Below are 13,101 nucleotides of genomic sequence, written 5' to 3' on the forward strand. Positions count from 1 at the left end.
GGCCCCGGCGCGCGGGCGCGGCTAGGGTCGCGGGCATGAACTTCCTCCAGATCTACGGCTGACGAGCCGGGGCGACGCCCCGACTCCGCCTCCGCATGCCGCCGCGCGCCGCGCGCGACCGAGTTCCCTCGGCGCCGTCGCCGCGCCGGCCCGGCGTGCCCGTTTCCGCCGCAGACCTGAGATGAGAACCCCATGGCTTCCAAGCCCAGCCCGTCGTCCTCCACGTCCCGCCGCCGTGCCCATATCGCCATGGTCGGCATTCCGGCCGTCAGCCATGTACTGCCCAGCCTGGCGGTCATCCGCGAGCTGGTGGCCCGCGGCCACCGGGTGACGTACGCCAACGACCCGGCGGTCGCCGACCTGATCACCGGCGTCGGTGCCGAACTCGTGCCCGTACCCTCCTCGTTGCCGGTCGCCGACAACAACTGGCCGGAGGACCCCGTCGAGGTGATGGGCGTCTTCTTCGACGACGCCGTCCAGGCGCTGCCCGTGCTGCGCGCCGCCTACGACCGCGATCCGGCCGACCTGTACCTGTACGACATCGGCGCCTACGCCGCCCGCGCCCTCGCCGAGTCCCAGGGCCGGCCCCTGATGCAGCTGTCCCCGACCTTCGTGGCCTGGGACGGATACGACCAGGAAGTCGCGGCCCACATCCGGCGGTTGCCGGGCGCCGACGCCTACCACGCCCGGTTCGCCGAGTGGCTCGCCGGCTGCGGGGCGACGACCACCGACGTGGACGCCTTCTGCGGTCCGCCCGCGCGGTCCCTGGCGCTCATCCCCCGGGCGATGCAGCCGCACGCCGACCGGGTCGACACCGACACCGTCACCTTCGTCGGCCCCTGCTTCGACCGGGAGAGGGCCGCGGACGGCTGGGCCCGCCCGGCGGACGCGGAGAAGGTGCTGCTGATCTCGCTCGGCTCGGCGTTCACCCGGCAGCCCGAGTTCTACCGCCGGTGCCTGGCCGCCTACGGCGACCTGCCCGGCTGGCACGTCGTGCTCCAGATCGGCAAGTACGTCGACCCGCGGGAACTCGGGGACATCCCGTCCAACATCGAGGTGCACGCGTGGGTGCCGCAGCGGGCGATCCTCGAACAGGCGGACGCCTTCGTGACCCACGCGGGGATGGGCGGCTGCGGTGAGGGGCTGACGGCGGGCGTCCCGATGATCGCCGTGCCGCAGGCCGCCGATCAGTTCATGAACGCCGACCGGCTGGTGGAACTGGGCGTGGCGCGTCGGATCGACACCGCGGACGCCACCGCCGACGCCCTTCGGACCGCCCTGGAGGAGCTGACGCGGGACGGGGAGGTCGCCCGCACCTCGGCGCGACTGCGCGCGGAAGCGCGGAGCGAGGGCGGCACCGGGCGGGCCGCCGATCTCGTCGAGCAGATCCTGGCCTGAGCCGCTCCGGCCCCGTGGCTGCCCCGCTCGCAGCGGCCGGCACCGGGGCCGGTTCACGGCGGCGTCATGAGCCGGTGGCAGGCCAGCGCCGTGCGGTGGGTCCGACTGGTGGCGCCCCCGACCGCTGGCACCGGTTCGGCTGCTCGACCGGGGGGCGCTGCGGATTCCGTCCGCCCCAAGCCGTGGGCGGTGCCGCGTACCGGGCGCCCACCGAGTCATGCAGGCAAACTGTACAGCCCAGGCTGTACAGATTAGGGTGCGGGTCATGAGTGCGAATCCGAGTCCGTCGCCGTCCGCGGTGCAGGCGTCGCGTGATGTACGCGCGGTGATCAGCCGGCTGCGGCGGCGCATCCTGAAGGCCTCCGAGGCGGAGGACATCACCCTGAGCCAGGCATCCGTGCTGGCCCGGCTGTCCGACAAAGGGAACGTCACGGCGAGCGAGCTGGCCGCCGCCGAGGGGGTGCGGCACCAGTCGATGACCTCGATGGTCGCCGCGCTCGCCGGGCTGGGCCTGGTCGAGCGGGCCCCGGACCCGGACGACGGGCGGCGGCTGCTGATCGGCCTGACACCGCAGGGCCGCCGCCGGGTGGAGCAGGGGCGGCAGTTCCGCACCGAATGGCTCGCGGAACGGCTGGACCGGTGCACGGAGGAGGAGCGCCGGACCGTGATCGCCGCCATGGCCGTGCTGGAACGGCTGACCCATGACTGACACCGAAGCGGGGACCACGGCGAAGGCGGACGAGCCCGGCTTCGACCGGCGGCTGCTGCCGCCGATGATGCTGGGCTCGGTCCTCAACCCGATCAACTCCACGATCATCTCGGTCGCGCTCGTCCCCATCGGCAAGGCCCTCGGGGCTCCCGCCTCGCAGACCGCGTGGCTGGTCTCCGCCCTCTACCTCGCCACCTCGCTCGGGCAGCCGGTCGTGGGCCGGCTCATCGACCTGTTCGGGCCGCGCCGGCTCTTCCTGGTCAGCACCAGCCTCGTCGGGGTCGCGGGCGTCGTCGGCGCCCTCGCCCCGGACATGGCGGTGCTGATCGTCGCGCGCGCCCTGCTCGGCTTCGGCACCTGTTCGGGTTATCCGGCCGCGATGGCCCTGTTGCGCAGCGAGGCCAAGCGCACCGGGCGGGACAGTCCCGGCGGGGTGCTGACGGCACTGGCGGTCGCCAACCAGACCATCGCGGTCATCGGCCCGCTGCTCGGCGGCCTGCTGATCGCGGCCGGCGGCTGGCGCGCCACCTTCGCGCTGAACGTGCCGCTGTCCGTCGTGTCCGTGGTGCTGGGTCTGCTCTGGCTCCCCGAGCCGGCCGCCGCGGCCGGTCCCGCGGGGCGCGGCCGGCTGGTCGCGCAGCTCGACCTGCCCGGCATGGCGCTGTTCGCGGCGACGCTCACCTCGCTGCTGCTGTTCCTGATGAACCCGCACCCGGACGACTGGTACCTGCTGGTGCTCGCCGCCGCCTTCGCGGCCGGGTTCGCGCTCCGCGAGCTGCGCGCCGCCACCCCGTTCATCGACCTGCGGGTGTTCGGCGGCAACACACCGCTGCTCGCCACCTACGGCCGCGCGGTCGTCGCCTACGTCGTCTCCTACTCCTTCCTCTACGGCTTCAGCCAGTGGACCGAGGAAGGCTACGGGCTGAGCCCCTTCCGTGCCGGTCTGGTGCAGATCCCCATGTTCCTGGTGGCGATCGGTGTCTCGATCGTCTCCGGGCGGCGCTCCGGCGTGCGCGGGAAGCTGCTGGTCGGCGCGGCCGGGCAGATCGTCGCCTGCCTGGTGATGCTGACGCTCGGCGCGGGCAGCGCCGTGTGGGCGCTGCTCCTCGTCGCGCTGGTCTTCGGCGTCCCGCAGGGGCTGAACAGCCTGGCCCTGCAGAACTCCGTCTACTTCCAGGCCGATGCCGAACGGGTCGCCTCCTCGGCGGGGCTGCTGCGCACCTTCGCCTACATCGGCTCGATGATCGCCTCCTCCGCGACCGCCGCGTCCTTCGGGCGGCGCGCCGACACCGGCGGCATGCACCAGCTCGCCTGGATCATGCTCGGCGCCGGCGTGCTCTACCTGCTGGTGACCGCGGCCGACCGCACCCTCGGGCGCGCGGCGCACGCACCAGCGGGCAAGTAGCCGCCGCCCCCGACCTCATCCGAAAGGCACCACCATGTCCCGCACCGCCCTGCTGCTCATGGACCTCCAGGCCGGCCATCTCTCGCACGTGCCCGCCGACTACCTGCCCCGCGCGGTGCGCGCCCTGCGCACCGCCCGCGCCGCCGGTGTCCCGGTCGTCCACGTGGCCCTCCGGCTGCGGCCCGGTCACATCGACGCCCACCCGCGCAACAAGACCTTCGGCGCCCTGCCGCCGCACCTGTTCACACCCGACGATCCCGGCGCCGCCATCCACCCCGATGTCGCGCCCGCGGACGGTGAGATCGTCGTGCACAAGAACCGGGTCAGCGCGTTCGCCGGGAACAACCTCCAGCAGATCCTGGCCGCCCAGGGCATCGGCCATCTGGTCCTTGCGGGCATAGCGACCGGCGGGATCGTGCTGTCCACCGCCCTTCAGGCCGCCGACCTCGACTACCGGGTCACCGTCCTGTCCGACGCCTGCGCCGATCCCGACCCGGAGCTGCACGACACGCTCGTCGACCGCATCCTCGCCCGGCGCGGCGAGGTCACCACGGTCGAGGCGTGGGGGCGTGCCCTCGGCGCCGCCGCCTGAGGCACCCGGCCCGGCCGTCGCGGTCATGCCCCGACGACGCTGGTCTGCACACGGTGGTGGCGCGGCGCGTCGATCTCGTCCAGCAGGGCGATCGCGAAGTCGCCGAAGGAGACGCGGGCGGCCGGGTCGGCGCCGGACAGGCCGTAGCCGCCGGTGCGCGCGCCGGCGGGGTCGAAGTCGCCGGCCGGGCTGACGACCACCCAGTCGGGCGGGCCGGCACAGGCACGCAGTACGGCGGTGCCTGCCGCGTGTCCGGCGGAGAACGCCCGGTACTCCCGCGGAAAGCCCGGGGTGTCCATCAGGAGCGTCCCCTCGGAGGTCTCCAGCGCCGCCGACAGGCCGACGGCCACCAACCGGCCCACCCTGGCACGCCCAAGACCGTCGAGGAGCGCGCGGGCGGCGGCCGGGAAGAAGACATCGGCACGAGCGCCTGGATCATGGGCGGCCATGACGGCGGCGTCCTGGCCGGCCGCGAGTGCGGCGACGGTGTCCGCGTCGGTGACGTCACCGGCCAGGAGACGGACCCCCGCACCGGTGAGGGCAGGGTGCCCGGCGGGTGTCCGCACGACCGCGGTCACGCGGTGCCCACAGCGCCGGGCCTCGTCGACAGCCGCCCGCCCGACGCGTCCGCCCGCGCCGAAAACGATGATCGCGCCCATGGGCCGTCCTGCCTCTCCGTCGTCTCTGCCTGGATGCCCGAAAACGTAGCCGAGGCCGTGGTTTCCACCCGGATACCGGCTACGGTGGCCCCGTGACCACACCGCTGGACCCGGAGATGTTCGACCCCGTGTGCCCCTCCGGCCTGATGCCGTTCCGGGTGGGGGACAAATGGACCGGGATGATCATCCAGTGCCTCGCGGACGGCCCCCGGCGGTTCTCCGAACTCCGCGTCCCGCTGCGGAACATCACGCCGAAGGTGCTCACCAAGTCGCTCCGCGCGCTGGAGCGTGACGGCTTCGTCGTCCGCACCGAGTCCGCCGGGGCGCCCCGGCACGTCGCGTACCGGCTGACCCCGCTCGGCCGGAGCCTGCTGGGGTTGCTGGACGCGGCGCGGGCCTGGGCACAGGAGCACCTGCACGAGGTGCTCGACGCCCGGGAGGCGGCGTCAGGAAGCCGCCTCCCGCGCTGAGAACGTCCGGTGGCCGCTGCTCAGGTCTGCCGCTGCGGCGCGTACTCCGCCTCTTGAAGGCCGAACGTCCAGGCGACCCCCTCCCGCGCCGTGCGGGTGCGGGGCGGCACGCGCAGCCAGTACGTGCGGTGCGTGCCGTCCGGCTCCGGGGTGGAGTTGACCACCTCGACCATCACCTGCGGTTCGTCCCCCGGCAGTTCGACGCGCCAGAGCACGCCGGTCTCGTCCCGATGCACCGGCTTGGCGCCGGACTCCTTCAGATAGCGGTCGTAGCCGTAGTGCTCCAGCATCACGCGGCGCAGTTCGGCGTTCTCCTCCTGGCGTATCCGGCTGGGCGTCAGCCCGTGGAGACCGTCGAGGAATTCGGCGGGCACCGGCATGCCGCGCCAGGCGTACAGGGCGAAACCGTCGGGGAAGGCGAGCGCGGGGCCGTCGCCGCGGTCGAGCCGGCCCGCCTCGTCCAGGTGCAGTTCCACGGGGCGTTCGCAGACGATCGCGGTCCTCTCGTACGGCCACCACCAGCCCGCGGCGCGGGCCACCGCGGCGATGCCGTCGAGCGCCTCCGCGCCCTCCTGGCCGGCGAAGGCCGCCAGCCAGGCCGCGTCGTGCTGGCCCAGGACCGCGTCGAGGAGCACCAGCCGGACGGCCTGCTCCGCTCCGTCGGGGCCGGCTGACGCGTCCGTCACCCCGGTCCGTACGCGGTCCGTCAACACGACCATGCGGTCCCAGAGCTGGGCGCCGGTCCGGGCCCAGTGCGCGGCCCAGCCGGCCGGCCCGAGCCGGTCGAGGAGACGCCCTCGCGCGGTGGCCCACGGCCGATTGCGCACCTCGTCGCGGACGGCGCGGCCGGCCGTGCCCTGCGCCGTGAGCCGGGCGGCCAGCGCCGCGCCCGCGCGGGGCGAGTCCGCCCAGACGACGGTCTCCGGTTCGGGCAGGCCCACCAGCCGGTAGGCCAGGCGCACGCCCTCCTCCGCGGCGGCGCGGTCCGCGGGACCGGTCGCCGCCGCCACCTCCCGCCACGCGCGCACCGCGTCCAGCGGCTCCTGCCCCGTCGGCCCCGCACCCATCCGATCCGCACCCATCCGATCCGTACCCAGCTGTTCCGTATCCCCCGGCGTCGCCGCCGTCGCGCTCCCCGTCGTCATCGTTTCCCCGCTCACCGTCTCCATCGCGTCCCCGCTCACCGTCTCCACCGCGTCCCCGCTCACCGACGTCACCGCCGCGTCCCGGCGGCTCAGTCCGCCACGACCCGCACGGTGCCCGGCACGTACTCCCGCTGCCGCACCACGCGGTACCAGCCCTTGGGCAGCGGTATCGCCGCGTGCTCCTCGTGCACCACCCGTCCGCCGTCCGGGAGATGGAGGTAGGCGGCCCCGAACGGGCCGGTCTCCCGGACCAGGGTGCCCGGTCCGACCACCGCGTGCGCGTGTCCGGTGACCTCCCCGAGCGCCAGCACCAGCCGGCCCCGCGCGTCCCGCGGCTGGCGCGGCAGCCGGTCGGTGCCCGGCGGCACGGCGGCCTCCGCCACGGGCACGATCAGGACGTCTCCCTGCCGGTACATGCGTGTCTCCCTTCCCCGTCGGCACCTGGCGCCGACCGATGTCCACGACGCTATGCGGAGGGTCTGACAACGGCCCCCGCACCGGCCGTCCGACGGCCCCGCACCGGCTTTCCCACGGCCCGTCAACCGCGTTGTCAGTGCGGGTTGGTACAACTCTTGGCATCCACCGAACGATCACGGTCCCAGGAGGCCAGCGCGTCATGTCGTACGTCGAGCACCTGAAGGAACTGCACGGCCTCCCGGCCTTCGACTTCCCCGAACTCGAGGAGAAGCGGGAGCTGCCGGGGGCGGGCGAGGTGGCGTGGCGGCTGGCCATCGATCCCTACGGGGACTCGGACGAGACGTTCGAGGAGCTGTGGGAGCGTTTCCTCGGCTCCGTGGACCCCGCCGGTGTGCGTGCGATCGTCGTGGGCCCGTGGGGCGAGGCGTACGACGACGGCTCGGGCGAGGTGGTGGATCTTCTCGTGCGGGCGCGAGACCGGCTGACCGGGCTGCGGGCCGTGTTCATCGGCGACCTGGAGATGGAGGAGGCGGAGATCTCCTGGATCCAGCAGTCCGACGTCACCCCGGTCCTCGACGCGTATCCGCTGCTGGCGGAGTTCGCGATCCGCGGCGGCACCGAACTGCGCTTCCCCGCGGTCCGGCACCGGCACCTGCGCATCCTCCGCTTCGAGGCCGGAGGTCTGCCCGGCGAGGTCGTGCGCGGGGTCGCCGCCAGTGAACTCCCGGCGCTGGAGCACCTGGACATATGGCTCGGGGTGGAGAATTACGGCGGTGACGCCACGGTCGCCGACCTCGCGCCGCTGCTGACCGGGGGCGCCTTCCCGGCCCTGCGCCACCTCGGCCTGCGCAACAGCGAGATCCAGGACGAGATCGCCGCCGCCGTCGCCGGGGCCCCGATCGTCGCCCAGCTCACCTCGCTCGACCTCTCCCTCGGCGTGCTCACCGACGAGGGTGTGACGGCGCTGCTCGACGGCCAGCCGCTCACCCATCTGACCCGGCTCGACCTGCACCACAACTACGTCACCGAGCCGGTGGCCGAGCGGGTCCGGGCGGCGCTGGAGCCCTCCGGTGTCGAGGTCGACCTGTCCGAGCCCGGTGACACCTGGGAGCACGACGGGGTCGTGCACCGCTACACCGCCATCGCGGAGTGAGGACGCCATGACCTTCGCCGATCACTTGGAGACCTTTCACGGGCTGCCCGTCTTCACCCTGCCCGAGCCGGGTGCGCGGTCACTGCCTGCCGCGGGCGACGTGGCCTGGCGGCTGGACTGCTACGCGGCCGGGGACGTGCCGTTCCCGGAGGTGTGGCAGAGCTTCCGGGAGCGGGTGGACAGCGCGGACGTGCGCGCCCTGGTCATCGGGCCCTGGTGGGAGGACGAGTACATCGAACTGGGCCCGGTGCTGGAGCTGCTGCTGGCCGACGCCGAAGGCTTCCCCGCGCTGCGTGCGCTGTTCCTCGCCGACGTCGTCGGCGAGGAGTGCGAGATCTCCTGGCTCGAACTCGCCGATGTCACCCCGGTGCTGGAGCGCTTCCCCCTGCTGGAGGAGCTGGGCGTGCGCGGCGGCGACCGCCTGTCGCTGCGCCCGGTGCGGCACGAGTCGCTGCGAGCCCTGCGGTTCCAGTCGGGCGGTCTGCCCGGGTCGGTGGTGCGGGCCGTCGGCGCCTGTGAACTGCCCGCTCTGGAGCGGCTGGAGCTGTGGCTGGGCGTGTCGGCGTACGGCGGTGACGCGACCGTCGCCGATCTCGCCCCGATCCTGGCCGGTGGCGGTTTGCCGGCGCTGCGCCATCTCGGCCTGCAGGACAGCGAGTTGCAGGACGACATCGCGGCGGCGGTCGCCTCGGCGCCGGTCATGGCGCAGCTGGAGTCGCTGAGCCTGTCGATGGGCACCCTCACCGACGCCGGAGCCGAGGCCCTGCTGGACGGCCAGCCGCTGACCCATCTGCGGCGGCTCGACCTGCACCACCACTTCGTCGGCGAGGCCGTGGCCGGCCGGCTCCGTGCGGCCCTCGGCTCCGCCGGGACCGAGATGGACCTGTCGGGCCGTCAGGTGCCGCGCCAGTGGCGGAACGAGGAGTGGCGTTATGTCGCCGTCTCCGAGTAGCCCAGCCCCCGGTGCGGGCCCGCGGTTCGCCGTCGTCGGCAACCCCGAGAACCGGCGGACGACGATGTTCGCCGAGGCCGTCCGCGCGGCGGGACACCCGCCGCCGCGGGTGCTCGCGTGGCGGGACGTACTGCGCGGCCGGTACGCCTTCGCGCCGGGCGAGTGGGTACGGATCGACTCCCCCGGGGAGAACGCCGAGGTCGACCGGCTGCTGCGGGGCACCGCCGAGCCCACCCGGGTCGAGGGCACGGCACTGTGGCACCGCCGGTTCACCGCCGCGGTGCGGGAGGTGACGCGAGCGGCGCACCGCGCGGGCGCGACGACCAGCGCGGACCCGGAGGAGATCGCGGTGCTGTTCGACAAGCGGCGCTGCCATGCCCGGCTCGCCGCCGCGGGCGTCCCGGTCCCCCCTGCCCTGGCCGGCCCCGTCGACGGCTGGGACGCGCTCAAACGGGGGCTCGGACAGGCCCGGATACGGCGGGCGTTCGTGAAGCCGGCCCACGGCTCCTCGGCCTCCGGGGTCGTGGCGCTGTCGCTGGCCGGTCCCGGCCGGGTCAAGGCGACGACCTCCGTGGAGCGGACCCCGGACGGCCGGCTGTACAACTCCCTGCGGGTGCGCGACTACACCGCGGAGGGCGAGGTCGCCGCCCTCGTCGACGCCCTGGTCCCGGACGGCATCCATGTGGAGCGGTGGCTGCCCAAGGCCGCGCAGGGCGGCCGGGCGGCCGATCTGCGGGTGGTGGTGGTCGCGGGCCGCGCCACCCATGCCGTCGTACGCACCAGCCGGCACCCCATGACCAATCTGCATCTCGGTGGCGCCCGGGGCGATCTGGACGCGGTCCGCGAGGCGATCCGGGCCGCGGGCGGCGACTTCGCCTCGGTGCTGGAGGTGGCCGAGCGGGCGGCCGCGTGCTTCCCGGGCACGCTGTGCGTCGGCGTGGACATCCTGCCGGCCACCGGATGGCGCCGCTTCGCCGTCGGCGAGGTGAACGCCTTCGGGGACCTGCTGCCCCGGCTGACCGGACTGCCCGGCAGCGGCGCCGAGAACCTGGACACCTATGCCGCGCAGGTCGCCGCGGCACCGTCCGCCGTGCGGCGGACGGAACGCGAGGAGCACCACCATGACACCCCCGCTTGACATGAACGAGATCGTGGGCAGCCACGATCTGCTGCTGGTCACGCTCGACACCCTCCGCTACGACGTCGCGCAGGAACTGGCCGCGGCCGGGCGCATCCCGAACCTGGCCCGGCACCTGCCCGGCGGCGGATGGGAGCGCCGGCACGCGCCCGGCAGCTTCACCTACGCCTCCCACCAGGCGATGTTCGCCGGTTTCCTGCCGACCCCGGCCGCGCCGGGCCCGCATCCGCGGCTCTTCGCGGCCCGCTTCGCGGGCAGTGAGAGCACGGCGGACGGCACCTTCGTGTACGACACCCCGGACCTGGTCTCGGGCCTGGCCGCCGTGGGCTATCACACGGTGTGCATCGGCGGGGTGGGCTTCTTCAACAAACAGGGTCCGCTGGGCTCGGTGCTGCCGGGGATGTTCCAGGAGAGCCACTGGGAGCCCGAGTTCGGGGTGGCCTCCCCCACCTCGTTCGAGGCCCAGGTGGCGTGCGCCGAGAAGGTCGTCGCCGCTCTTCCCGGGGAACGGCGCCTGTTCCTCTTCGTCAATGTGGCGGCCCTGCACCAGCCCAACTGGTTCCACCTCCCCGGAGCCACCCGAGAGGCGGGTGACACCCGGGAGTCCCACGCGGCGGCCCTGGAACACGTGGACCGGCACATGGGCCGCCTGCTGGCGGCGGCCGGCAGCCGCCGCCCGTGCTTCGCGATCGTCTGTTCCGACCACGGAACCGCGTACGGCGAGGACGGCCACACCGGTCACCGCATCGGCCACGAGGTCGTCTGGACCGTTCCCTACGCCCACTTCTTCGTCGACGAGGCACGATGACCATCACCGCGGCGGCTGCCGTCCGCCCGTACCAGCAGTACGTCTACGCCTACCCGCACAAGACCGCGTACCGCCCGCTGCCCCCGGAGCGGGCATCGCTGCGCGACCTGTGGGCGGACGAGCCGAAGGACGCCCTCTCGCTCTACTTCCACATCCCGTTCTGCGAGGTGCGCTGCGGATTCTGCAACCTCTTCACGCGGATCGGCGCGCCGGACGGCCTGACCACCGCCTACCTGGACGCGCTGGAGCGCCAGGCGTCGGCGGTGCGCGAGGCGCTGGGCGACGGGGCCCGGTTCGCCAACGCGGCCTTCGGCGGCGGCACTCCGACGTTCCTGGAGGCGGCGGAGCTGGAGCGGCTGTGCGACCTGGCCGAGCGTGGCCTGGGCGCCGATCTGGCCGCCGTCCCGCTGTCGGTGGAGGCCTCGCCGGCCACGGCGACCGCCGACCGGCTGGCCGTGCTGGCCGCCCGCGGCACCACCCGGCTGAGCCTGGGCGTGCAGAGCTTCGACGACGCCGAGGCGCGCACGGCCGTACGCCCCCAGCGGCGGGCGGACGTCGAGGCGGCGCTCGGCCGGATCCGGGACGCCGCCGTCCCCGTGCTCAACATCGACCTGATCTACGGCATCGAGGGCCAGACCGAGAGGTCGTTCACCCGTTCCCTGGACGCCGCCCTCGCCTGGCGGCCCGAGGAGCTGTACCTCTATCCCCTCTATGTGCGCCCGCTCACCGGTCTCGGCCGGCAGCGGGGACGGGTCTCCGGTGACGCCGAGTGGGACGAGCAGCGGCTGCGGCTGTACCGCCACGGCCGGGACCATCTGCTCGCGCACGGCTACGAGCAGGTGTCGATGCGGATGTTCCGCCGCGCGGACGCCCCGGTCACCGGCGGGGAGGACTACGCGTGCCAGACCGACGGCATGGTCGGCCTCGGCTGCGGCGCCCGCTCGTACACCTCCCGGCTGCACTACTCCTTCGACTACGCCGTGGACATGCACCGCATACGCTCGATCGTCGACGCGTACACCACGCGCACCGCCGAAGGTTTCCGGCGCGCGGACTTCGGCTGGGAGATGGACGGGGACGAGACCCGTCGCCGCCATCTGCTCCAGTCGCTGCTCCAGGCCGAGGGGATGGAGATCGCCGGCTACCGTGCCCGGTTCGGCACCGCGCCCGCCGACGACTTCGCCGCCGAGCTGGACCGGTTCCGCGAGCGGGGGTGGCTCGACGAGCACGCGGGGCCGCGGCTGCTGCGCCTCTCCGCCGAGGGCCTTGCCCATTCGGACGCGCTGGGCCCCGAGTTGTTCTCCGCCGCGGTGCGCGCGCGGATGGCCGCCTACGAGCCGAAGTGAGCGGGCGAGCGTGGATCTGACGATTCTCTACCGGGGCCCGCTGGCGTCGTGCGACTACGACTGCCCGTACTGCCCGTTCGCCAAGCGCCGGGACAGCCGTGCCCAACTGACCGCGGACCGGGCCGCGTTGGAGCGGTTCGCCGAGTGGGCCGCCGCGCAGCAGGGCGACCGGCTGTCGCTGCTGTTCACCCCGTGGGGCGAGGGGCTGGTGCGCTCCTGGTACCGGCGTGCGCTCGTGGAGCTGAGCCGGCTGGCGCACATCCGCCGGGTTGCGATCCAGACCAACCTCAGCTGCCGCACCGACTGGCTGGACGCGGCCGACGCGGACACGCTCGCGCTGTGGTGCACTTACCACCCGGGGCAGACGCCGTACGACCGCTTCCTCGGCAAGTGCCGCGACCTGGCCGACCGCGGCATCCGGCACAGCGTCGGCGTGGTGGGCCTGCCCGAGCACCTGGACCTGGCCCGCCGTCTGCGCGCGGACCTGCCCGAGCAGGTGTACCTGTGGGTCAACGCCGCCGAGGGGCACACCTACACCGACGCCGAGGCGGACCGGTGGACGGCCCTCGACCCGCTGTTCCCGTACAGCCGCCACCCGCACCGCAGCGCGGGGCTGCCCTGCCGCACCGGGGAGTCCGTCGTCTCGGTGGACGGGGCGGGCACGGTGCGCCGCTGCCATTTCGTCCGCGCGGAGCTGGGCAACCTCTACGACGGCTCCTACCGCCGGGCCCTGCGCCCGCGCGCCTGTCCGCTCTCGGTCTGCGACTGCCACATCGGCTACGTCCACCTGGAGACGCTGCCGCTGTACGACGTGTTCGCGGGCGGGGTGCTGGAGCGGATACCGGCCGAGGTGCCGGCGGTTCACCGCTGACGCGAGTCCCCGTCGAGGCCGCGCTCATGGCGGTCGCG

14 protein-coding genes are annotated in these 13,101 nt (G+C 73.9%); 11 read left to right on the forward strand and 3 right to left on the reverse strand.

Going from position 1 to position 13,101, the window contains the following annotated elements:
* The first annotated feature begins 192 nt into the window (after nucleotides 1-192).
* The 4 genes from FRZ03_RS33420 to FRZ03_RS33435 all read left to right on the forward strand — a co-directional run bounded on the left by FRZ03_RS33420 (nucleotide 193) and on the right by FRZ03_RS33435 (nucleotide 4,104).
* Nucleotides 193-1,398: a macrolide family glycosyltransferase gene (locus FRZ03_RS33420; RefSeq protein WP_261399446.1), complete on the forward strand. Its 1,206-nt coding sequence runs from the start codon at nucleotides 193-195 to the stop codon at nucleotides 1,396-1,398.
* A gap of 265 nt (nucleotides 1,399-1,663) precedes the next feature.
* Nucleotides 1,664-2,107: a MarR family winged helix-turn-helix transcriptional regulator gene (locus FRZ03_RS33425; RefSeq protein WP_146468808.1), complete on the forward strand. Its 444-nt coding sequence runs from the start codon at nucleotides 1,664-1,666 to the stop codon at nucleotides 2,105-2,107.
* Nucleotides 2,100-3,512, forward strand: coding sequence for an MFS transporter (locus FRZ03_RS33430; RefSeq protein ID WP_186785762.1), 1,413 nt, complete (start codon nucleotides 2,100-2,102; stop codon nucleotides 3,510-3,512). Before FRZ03_RS33425 ends, FRZ03_RS33430 begins: the two co-directional genes overlap by 8 nt.
* Nucleotides 3,513-3,546: 34 nt before the next feature.
* Complete coding sequence (locus FRZ03_RS33435) at nucleotides 3,547-4,104, forward strand: cysteine hydrolase family protein (protein WP_146468809.1); 558 nt, start codon at nucleotides 3,547-3,549, stop codon at nucleotides 4,102-4,104.
* 23 nt (nucleotides 4,105-4,127) lie between these two features.
* Here FRZ03_RS33435 and FRZ03_RS33440 read toward each other — a convergent pair whose 3' ends face one another.
* Nucleotides 4,128-4,763, reverse strand: a complete 636-nt coding sequence (locus FRZ03_RS33440; RefSeq protein ID WP_146468810.1) for an NAD(P)-dependent oxidoreductase — start codon at nucleotides 4,761-4,763, stop codon at nucleotides 4,128-4,130.
* Between the two features lie 92 nt (nucleotides 4,764-4,855).
* Between FRZ03_RS33440 and FRZ03_RS33445 the strand changes: the two genes are divergently transcribed.
* The gene (locus tag FRZ03_RS33445; protein ID WP_146468811.1) at nucleotides 4,856-5,233 is read left to right on the forward strand and encodes a winged helix-turn-helix transcriptional regulator; all 378 of its coding nucleotides are present in this window, start codon (nucleotides 4,856-4,858) and stop codon (nucleotides 5,231-5,233) included.
* 20 nt (nucleotides 5,234-5,253) lie between these two features.
* On the opposite strand, the gene FRZ03_RS33450 is transcribed toward FRZ03_RS33445, so the two are convergent.
* Both FRZ03_RS33450 and FRZ03_RS33455 read right to left on the reverse strand, forming a co-directional pair.
* Nucleotides 5,254-6,270 carry a DUF6745 domain-containing protein gene (locus FRZ03_RS33450; RefSeq protein ID WP_146468856.1) on the reverse strand — a complete coding sequence of 339 codons (1,017 nt, stop codon included), beginning with the start codon at nucleotides 6,268-6,270 and terminating at the stop codon, nucleotides 5,254-5,256.
* A gap of 197 nt (nucleotides 6,271-6,467) precedes the next feature.
* A complete protein-coding gene (locus FRZ03_RS33455) occupies nucleotides 6,468-6,794 on the reverse strand; it encodes a hypothetical protein (RefSeq protein ID WP_146468812.1) in 327 nt (108 codons plus the stop codon).
* A gap of 200 nt (nucleotides 6,795-6,994) precedes the next feature.
* Here FRZ03_RS33455 and FRZ03_RS33460 point away from each other — a divergent pair, with 200 nt between their 5' ends.
* The 6 genes from FRZ03_RS33460 to FRZ03_RS33485 are packed head-to-tail and all read left to right on the forward strand — an operon-like array spanning nucleotide 6,995 to nucleotide 13,063.
* Nucleotides 6,995-7,948, forward strand: a complete 954-nt coding sequence (locus FRZ03_RS33460; protein WP_146468813.1) for an STM4015 family protein — start codon at nucleotides 6,995-6,997, stop codon at nucleotides 7,946-7,948.
* A 7-nt stretch (nucleotides 7,949-7,955) separates the two neighbouring features.
* Entirely contained in the window at nucleotides 7,956-8,900 is a 945-nt protein-coding gene (locus FRZ03_RS33465; protein ID WP_146468814.1) for an STM4015 family protein, read from the forward strand.
* Nucleotides 8,881-10,038, forward strand: coding sequence for an STM4014 family protein (locus FRZ03_RS33470; protein ID WP_146468815.1), 1,158 nt, complete (start codon nucleotides 8,881-8,883; stop codon nucleotides 10,036-10,038). Before FRZ03_RS33465 ends, FRZ03_RS33470 begins: the two co-directional genes overlap by 20 nt.
* A 1-nt stretch (nucleotide 10,039) precedes the next feature.
* Nucleotides 10,040-10,846, forward strand: a complete 807-nt coding sequence (locus tag FRZ03_RS33475) for an STM4013/SEN3800 family hydrolase (RefSeq protein WP_146468857.1) — start codon at nucleotides 10,040-10,042, stop codon at nucleotides 10,844-10,846.
* Entirely contained in the window at nucleotides 10,843-12,192 is a 1,350-nt protein-coding gene (locus tag FRZ03_RS33480; RefSeq protein ID WP_146468816.1) for an STM4012 family radical SAM protein, read from the forward strand. The genes FRZ03_RS33475 and FRZ03_RS33480 overlap by 4 nt, the downstream gene beginning before the upstream one ends.
* Before the next feature lie 10 nt (nucleotides 12,193-12,202).
* Nucleotides 12,203-13,063 (forward strand): STM4011 family radical SAM protein, encoded by an 861-nt coding sequence (locus tag FRZ03_RS33485; protein ID WP_146468817.1) that lies wholly within the window; start codon nucleotides 12,203-12,205, stop codon nucleotides 13,061-13,063.
* The last annotated feature ends 38 nt before the right edge of the window (nucleotides 13,064-13,101 follow it).

It is taken from the genome of Streptomyces misionensis (genome assembly GCF_007896895.1).
GTDB classification, from domain to species: Bacteria; Actinomycetota; Actinomycetes; order Streptomycetales; family Streptomycetaceae; genus Streptomyces; species Streptomyces misionensis_A.